The organism is Streptomyces spinoverrucosus, assembly GCF_006539505.1.
GTDB lineage: Bacteria > Actinomycetota > Actinomycetes > Streptomycetales > Streptomycetaceae > Streptomyces > Streptomyces spinoverrucosus.
In genome coordinates this window covers 95,841-101,840 of record NZ_BJND01000041.1, presented here as the reverse complement: position 1 = coordinate 101,840, position 6,000 = coordinate 95,841, and the positions used below count along the sequence as shown (strand labels likewise).

The 6,000-nt window shown below is 71.1% G+C and carries 7 protein-coding genes; 3 read left to right on the top strand and 4 right to left on the bottom strand.

Translation table 11 applies throughout. From position 1 onward, the window contains the following. Positions 1-74: 74 nt before the first annotated feature. Positions 75-899, bottom strand: coding sequence for a maleylpyruvate isomerase family mycothiol-dependent enzyme (locus tag SSP24_RS26555; RefSeq protein WP_141312218.1), 825 nt, complete (start codon positions 897-899; stop codon positions 75-77). Positions 900-1,081: 182 nt separating this feature from the next. Between SSP24_RS26555 and SSP24_RS26550 the strand changes: the two genes are divergently transcribed. Then, positions 1,082-1,879, top strand: coding sequence for a carbon-nitrogen family hydrolase (locus SSP24_RS26550; RefSeq protein WP_141312217.1), 798 nt, complete (start codon positions 1,082-1,084; stop codon positions 1,877-1,879). A gap of 31 nt (positions 1,880-1,910) precedes the next feature. Here the strand turns inward: SSP24_RS26550 and SSP24_RS26545 are convergent, their stop codons facing one another. Both SSP24_RS26545 and SSP24_RS26540 read right to left on the bottom strand, forming a co-directional pair. Next, a complete protein-coding gene (locus SSP24_RS26545; RefSeq protein WP_141312216.1) occupies positions 1,911-2,405 on the bottom strand; it encodes an LURP-one-related/scramblase family protein in 495 nt (164 codons plus the stop codon). Continuing rightward, the gene (locus tag SSP24_RS26540; RefSeq protein WP_141312215.1) at positions 2,402-3,406 is read right to left on the bottom strand and encodes a GlxA family transcriptional regulator; all 1,005 of its coding nucleotides are present in this window, start codon (positions 3,404-3,406) and stop codon (positions 2,402-2,404) included. Before SSP24_RS26540 ends, SSP24_RS26545 begins: the two co-directional genes overlap by 4 nt. 52 nt (positions 3,407-3,458) lie before the next feature. Between SSP24_RS26540 and SSP24_RS26535 the strand changes: the two genes are divergently transcribed. Together SSP24_RS26535 and SSP24_RS26530 are read left to right on the top strand one after the other, a co-directional pair. Then, entirely contained in the window at positions 3,459-3,845 is a 387-nt protein-coding gene (locus SSP24_RS26535) for a cupin domain-containing protein (RefSeq protein WP_141312214.1), read from the top strand. 29 nt (positions 3,846-3,874) lie between these two features. Continuing rightward, entirely contained in the window at positions 3,875-5,704 is a 1,830-nt protein-coding gene (locus SSP24_RS26530; RefSeq protein WP_141312213.1) for an NHL domain-containing thioredoxin family protein, read from the top strand. A gap of 12 nt (positions 5,705-5,716) precedes the next feature. On the opposite strand, the gene SSP24_RS26525 is transcribed toward SSP24_RS26530, so the two are convergent. Then, positions 5,717-5,968 carry a DUF6458 family protein gene (locus SSP24_RS26525; protein WP_141312212.1) on the bottom strand — a complete coding sequence of 84 codons (252 nt, stop codon included), beginning with the start codon at positions 5,966-5,968 and terminating at the stop codon, positions 5,717-5,719. Positions 5,969-6,000 lie beyond the last annotated feature (32 nt).

The window sequence follows — 6,000 nt, the reverse complement described above, 5'->3', positions numbered from 1 at the left end:
CCCCCGGACCCCCGCTTCGGCCCTGAACGGGCCTCGTCCTCAAACGCCGGACGGGCTGAGTCTGCCGACCGGCGTTACGGCGTCACCGTGAAGTTGCGCAGGATCGCCGACGTCAGGCCCGGGTCGCCCTCCGTCTTGACGCGGTCCGCGACCGCCTCGGGCGTGAAGCGGCCGCAGGCCAGGCGGACGTACGTCTCCCAGTCGAGGGTGAGAGTGGCGGCGGGGCCGAGGGCGGGGGCCGTCTCCAGGGTGCCGCGGCCCTGGATGTCGACGCGGATGGTGCGCAGGAACTCGACGGGGCCGTGCACGTCGAAGACGACCGCCGAGCTGCGCGGCGCGTTCGCCTTGGCGGCGACGATGTTCGGGAGTTCGGCCAGCAGGACGTCCCGGGCGACCTGGGCGCCGGGGGAGTCGAGGTTGCCGGGGCGGCCGAGGGCGGCGCGCAGGTCCTGCTCGTGTACCCACACGTCGAAGGCGTGGGCCCGCATGGACTCCTCCAGCGTCAGCTCCGTGCCGAGCGGGCCGCGCACCTTGGTGCCGGGGTCGCGGGACTCGTTGCGCAGCTGACGGTTGCGCCGGATGATCGTGTACTCCAGCTCGGAGGTCATCTCCGGCGCCGTGTGGTGACGGCGCACGTCGACCTGCATCTCCATGTAGCGCTGGTGCTCATTGGTGACGTGGAACAGGTCGCGCGGGAGGGTGTGGATCGGGCGCGGGTCGCCGAGCATCTCGCAGTCCAGGCCGATCACGTGAGAGACGACGTCCCGCACGGACCAGCCGGGGCACGGGGTCCGCCGGTTCCACTCGCCCTCCACAAGGGGCTGCACCAGCTCGGATATCGCTTCGATGGAGTGGGTCCAGGCGTCGGCGTAGGGCTGGAGGGTGGGATGCAGACTCACGGAACGGGACCCCTCGGCGGTCGGTACACGGGCGGGTTGTGGCGGCGGTGCCAGTGGGAGGTGGCTGCACTCGGCGGGTGTCTCGAAACGCTAAGTTACGCTGCTGTGAGGCACCCCGGCAGTGCTTTCGTGTGACGATCGTAGGCCTGTGTGGACGGCTCGAATGCCAGGACGGTGGTAGTGTGCGCGCCTCTCTGATCCAGATCGCCGTAGACGAGGGCGAATCGGTCGAGGAACGTCGACAGCGGGCGGTTTCTCTGGTACTGGCGCAGGCCGGCGCCGACCTCGTGGTGCTGCCGGAACTGTGGACGACGGGGGCGTTCGCCTACGAGCAGTTCGGCCGGGAGGCCGAGCCGATCGAGGGGGCGACGTACGAGGCCATGGCCAAGGCCGCGAGCGATACCGGCGTGTGGCTGCACGCGGGTTCGATTCCGGAGCGTGACCCTGAGGGGCCGCTGTACAACACCTCGCTCGTCTTCTCTCCCGCCGGTGATCTGGTCGCCGCGTACCGCAAGATCCATCGCTTCGGCTTCGACAAGGGCGAGGCCGTGCTGATGGGCGCGGGCGACGACCTGGTGACCGTCCGGATGCCTAGTACGACGACGCTGGGGCTGGCTACCTGCTATGACCTCCGTTTCCCCGAGTTGTTCCGCGGGCTTGTCGACGTGGGTGCCGAGACCTTTGTGATCCCGGCGGGGTGGCCGGAACGGCGGCGCTCCCACTGGACGCTGCTGGCTCAGGCGCGGGCGGTGGAGAACCAGGCGTTCGTCCTCGCGTGTGCAACGGCCGGGACGCATGCGGGAGTTCCGCAGGCCGGTCACTCGATCGTGGTCGATCCGTGGGGTGAGGTGCTGGCGGAGGCCGGCGCGGACGAGGAGGTCCTCACGGTGGAGTTCGACCCCGGGAAGGTGGCGGCGACCCGGGAACAGTTCCCGGCGCTGAAGGACCGGGTGCTGGGGGTGGAACGGCCTCGGCGTTGAAGTTGAAACGGGGCTGATCCGCCGGAAGGCCTCAGTCGTCCCCCCGCTCCTTGTCCGCCAGGTGGATCACGCACACCGTCACGGCGATCAGCAGTGCCGGGTCCGCGTCGTCGCGGACGACGTCCACGCCGTACGTCTCCCGCACGTGCAGGAAGCGGCGGGAGATCACGGCGAGGAGCTCACCGTCGTACTCGATGGCGAACTCGCGGTCGAGGATCTTGCCGCTGACGTCGAGCTCGGTGCCGTCGACCAGGCTCACCTTGTAGTGGTTGCGCAGCAGCGACAGCCGCTTGCGCCGGATGCGGGCCAGCGGCTCGCCGTCCCGCTCGATCAGCATGGTGTCCCGCAGGGCGAACATCTTCTGCCGGATGTCGACCAGCACCCGCCCTTGGGTGTCCTTCAGTTCGAAGGTGTCCCGCAGCCGCATCGCCTTGCCGTCGACGAGGAAGGCCTTGTTGCCCTTGTCGTCCTCGATCCAGTAGTCGTCACCGAGGCCGAGGAGCCGTTCGCGTACGAGGAATCTCATGCCATGACCGGTTCCCCGGCGGCCGGTCCGAAACGCCGCCGGTAGGCCGACGGGCTGAGGCCGGTCTCGCGCCGCAGCCGCGCCCGCAGGTTCGCCGCCGTGCCCAGCCCGCAGCGCGCGGCCACCACATCCAGCCGTTCCTCGCCGCGTTCGATCAGCCGGCAGGCCAGCGCCACCCGCTCCCCCGTCAGCCACGCCAGCGGCGTCGTACCGAGCTGCGCGCGAAAGCGCCGGTGCAGGGTGGCCGGGGACACCGTGGCCCGCGCCGCCAGGTCCGCCACGGTCAGCGGCTCGCCCAGCCGCTCCTGCGCCCACGCCAGCAGCGGCCCCAGGGACTCGTCCGGAATCTCCGGCAGCGGCCGCTCCACGAACTGCTTCTGACCGCCGTCCCGGTGCGCGGCGAACACCAGACGCCGCGAGACGGCGTTCGCGATCTCGGCGCCGTGGTCCTGGCGCCAGATGTACAGCCCGAGGTCGAGGGCCGCCGCACTGCCGGCCGCGGTCAGGAGGTCGCCCTCGTCCACGAACAGCACGTCCGGCTCCAGCCGCACCTTCGGGTGCAGCTCCCGGAACGCCTCGGCCCAGCGCCAGTGCGTGGTGGCCCGGCGACCGTCGAGCAGCCCGGCCTCGGCGAGCGCGAAGCTGCCGGTGCAGAAACTCACGACACGTGCCCCGCGCGCGTGGGTACGCCGGATGGCGTCCAGGACGGCGGGGGCGCGCGGCACCACATTGTCGGGGCGGCCGGGTACGACGAGGGTGTCGGCCTCGTCCACGGCCTCCAGACCGGGCACGCCGGTCAGGGCGAAGAAGCCGTGGTTCATCCGGACCTCGGGCGCGGGTGTGCACAGGGTCACCTCGTAGAGGGGCGCCGGGAGGCCGAGTTCGGGACGTGGCAGCCCGAACAGCTCGGTCGCGACACCCACCTCGAACGGATTGGTGCCCTCGTCGACGATCACCGTGACCCGATGCGGTCCCGCCTGCTGAGAGGATCCTTGCGGCATATGCGATTCCTAGCACTCGTGCGCGTACGGCACCACCCCGCACGATGACCCCATGGAACCGATCTCGCTGACCAAGGCCCTGGCATCCTTCACCGACCAGTGGAGCCCCCGCATCGTCACCGCCGTCAACGACTACGACGTACGCGTCGCGAAGGTCGAGGGCGAGCACGTCTGGCATGTGCACGACCACACCGACGAGTTCTTCCTGGTCATCGAGGGCGAGCTGCACATCGCCCTGCGGGAGGCGGACGGCGAGCGCACGGTCGTCCTCCCGCAGGGGTCGGTCTTCACGGTCCCGCGCGGGACCGAGCACAAGCCGTACGCCCCGGTCCCCACCGCGATCCTCCTGTTCGAACCCACCGGCACCCTCACGGTCGGCGACCGCCACGACGACGTACCTGACCATGTGGACGCGACGACAGGGCATGCGCTGCGGTGACTGTCAGTGGTGGGTGGCACTCTTGAGCCATGACCGATCCCGCCCCGGCCCCGCGCCCTCGCCGTGCCCGTGTCCGCGCCCCCGAGCTGATCGGCAAGGGCGGCTGGCTGAACACGGGCGGGAAGCAGTACAGCCTCGCCGACCTGCGCGGACGCATCGTCGTCCTGGACTTCTGGACGTTCTGCTGCATCAACTGCCTGCACGTCCTGGACGAGCTGCGGGAGCTGGAGGAGAAGCACCGGGACACGGTCGTGGTCATCGGGGTGCACTCGCCGAAGTTCGTGCACGAGGCCGACCACGCGGCGGTGGTGGACGCCGTGGAGCGGTACGGGGTGGAACACCCGGTGCTCGACGACCCCGAGCTCGGCACCTGGAAGCAGTACGCCGTGCGCGCTTGGCCGACGCTCGTGGTGATCGACCCCGAGGGGTACGTCGTCGCCCAGCACGCCGGTGAGGGGCATGTGCACGCCATCGAGCGGCTGGTGACGGAGCTGGAGGCGGAGCACGCGGCGAAGGGCACGCTGCGGCGGGGGGACGGGCCGTATGTGGCGCCGGAGCCCGAGCCGACGGTGCTGCGGTTCCCGGGCAAGGCGCTGCTGCTGCCCGGCGGGACGTTCCTGGTCAGTGACACGACCCGGCATCAGCTGGTGGAGCTGGCGGAGGACGGGGAGAGCGTCGTACGGCGGATCGGGTCCGGGGCGCGCGGGTTCGCCGACGGGTCGGCCGAGGCGGCGTCCTTCAACGAGCCGCAGGGGCTCGCGCTCCTCGACGACGGCTCGGTCGTGGTCGCCGATACCGTCAACCACGCCCTGCGCCGCCTGGACCTCACCTCCGGTGAGGTCACCACGCTCGCCGGGACCGGCAGGCAGTGGATGCAGGGCGACCCGACGTCCGGCCCCGGCCGCGAGGTCAACCTCTCCTCGCCGTGGGACGTGGCGCTCTTCGCCGACCGGGTGTGGATCGCGATGGCGGGAGTGCACCAGCTCTGGGCCTACGACCCCGCCGACGGCACGGTCTCCGTCGCGGCCGGGACCACCAACGAGGGCCTGGTCGACGGCCCCGCCCCCGAGGCCTGGTTCGCCCAGCCGTCCGGACTCGCGGCCACGCCCGACCGGCTGTGGCTGGCGGACTCGGAGACGTCGGCGCTGCGCTGGGTCGACCTCGACGGCACCGTCCACACCGCCGTCGGCACGGGCCTGTTCGACTTCGGCCATCGCGACGGACCGGCCGACCAGGCCCTGTTCCAGCACCCGTTGGGCGTCACGGCCCTGCCCGACGGCTCGGTGGCCGTCAGCGACACCTACAACCACGCCCTGCGCCGCTACGACCCCGCGACCGGCGAAGTCACCACCCTGGCCACGGACGTGCGCGAGCCGAGCGACGCGGTGCTGGTCGGCGACGACATCGTGGTCGTGGAGTCGGCCCGGCACCGCCTGACCCGGCTGCGGCTGCCGGAGGAGGCGGTCCGCGTCGAGGCGGTCGCGCACCGCACGCAGCGTGCGGCGACGGAAGTCGCCCCCGGGCGGCTTCAGTTGGACGTGATCTTCCAGGCGCCCGCAGGTCAGAAGCTCGACACCCGGTACGGCCCCTCGACCCGCCTGCTGGTCTCGTCGACGCCGCCGGAGCTCCTGATACACGGCGAGGGCGCGGGAACAGACCTGTCCCGCGCCCTGGAACTCAACCCCGCCGTGCCGGAGGGCGTCCTGCACGTCTCCGCGATGGCCGCGTCCTGCGACGACGATGCTGCCAACGAATACCCCGCCTGCCATGTCCACCAGCAGGACTGGGGCGTCCCGGTCCGCCTCACCGACAGCGGTGCGGACCGCCTGCCGCTCGTCCTGGCCGGCCTGGACGCCTGACCTGGCGGGGCGTCAAACCCCGTATCCGTCGCTGTAGCCGTCGCGCCGGCGGTGGTGCCGTTCCTCCTCCACGACCGGCGTCGAGGGCGGCATCACCACACGGCGCCGCCGCGCGATGCTGCTGAACGTCGTGACCCCGATCAGTCCGACGATCATCAGGATGACGCCGACGAGATCGAGGTTGACCCCCTCCATGTTCCAGTCGGTAGCGAACGTGAGGATGGCTCCCACGGCGATGAGAATGATGCACCCGCCGAGGCCCATGAGCGTTGCCTCCCTGTTCCGGTCCGGTGCTT

What these genes read in the sequence shown, in the direction of transcription:
- SSP24_RS26540 (WP_141312215.1), bottom strand. Translation starts at nt 3,406, where the DNA reads ATGCCGCAAGGATCCTCTCAGCAGGCGGGACCGCATCGGGTCACGGTG.
- SSP24_RS26535 (WP_141312214.1), top strand. Translation starts at nt 3,459, where the DNA reads ATGGAACCGATCTCGCTGACCAAGGCCCTGGCATCCTTCACCGACCAG.
- SSP24_RS26525 (WP_141312212.1), bottom strand. Translation starts at nt 5,968, where the DNA reads ATGGGCCTCGGCGGGTGCATCATTCTCATCGCCGTGGGAGCCATCCTC.
- SSP24_RS26545 (WP_141312216.1), bottom strand. Translation starts at nt 2,405, where the DNA reads ATGAGATTCCTCGTACGCGAACGGCTCCTCGGCCTCGGTGACGACTAC.
- SSP24_RS26530 (WP_141312213.1), top strand. Translation starts at nt 3,875, where the DNA reads ATGACCGATCCCGCCCCGGCCCCGCGCCCTCGCCGTGCCCGTGTCCGC.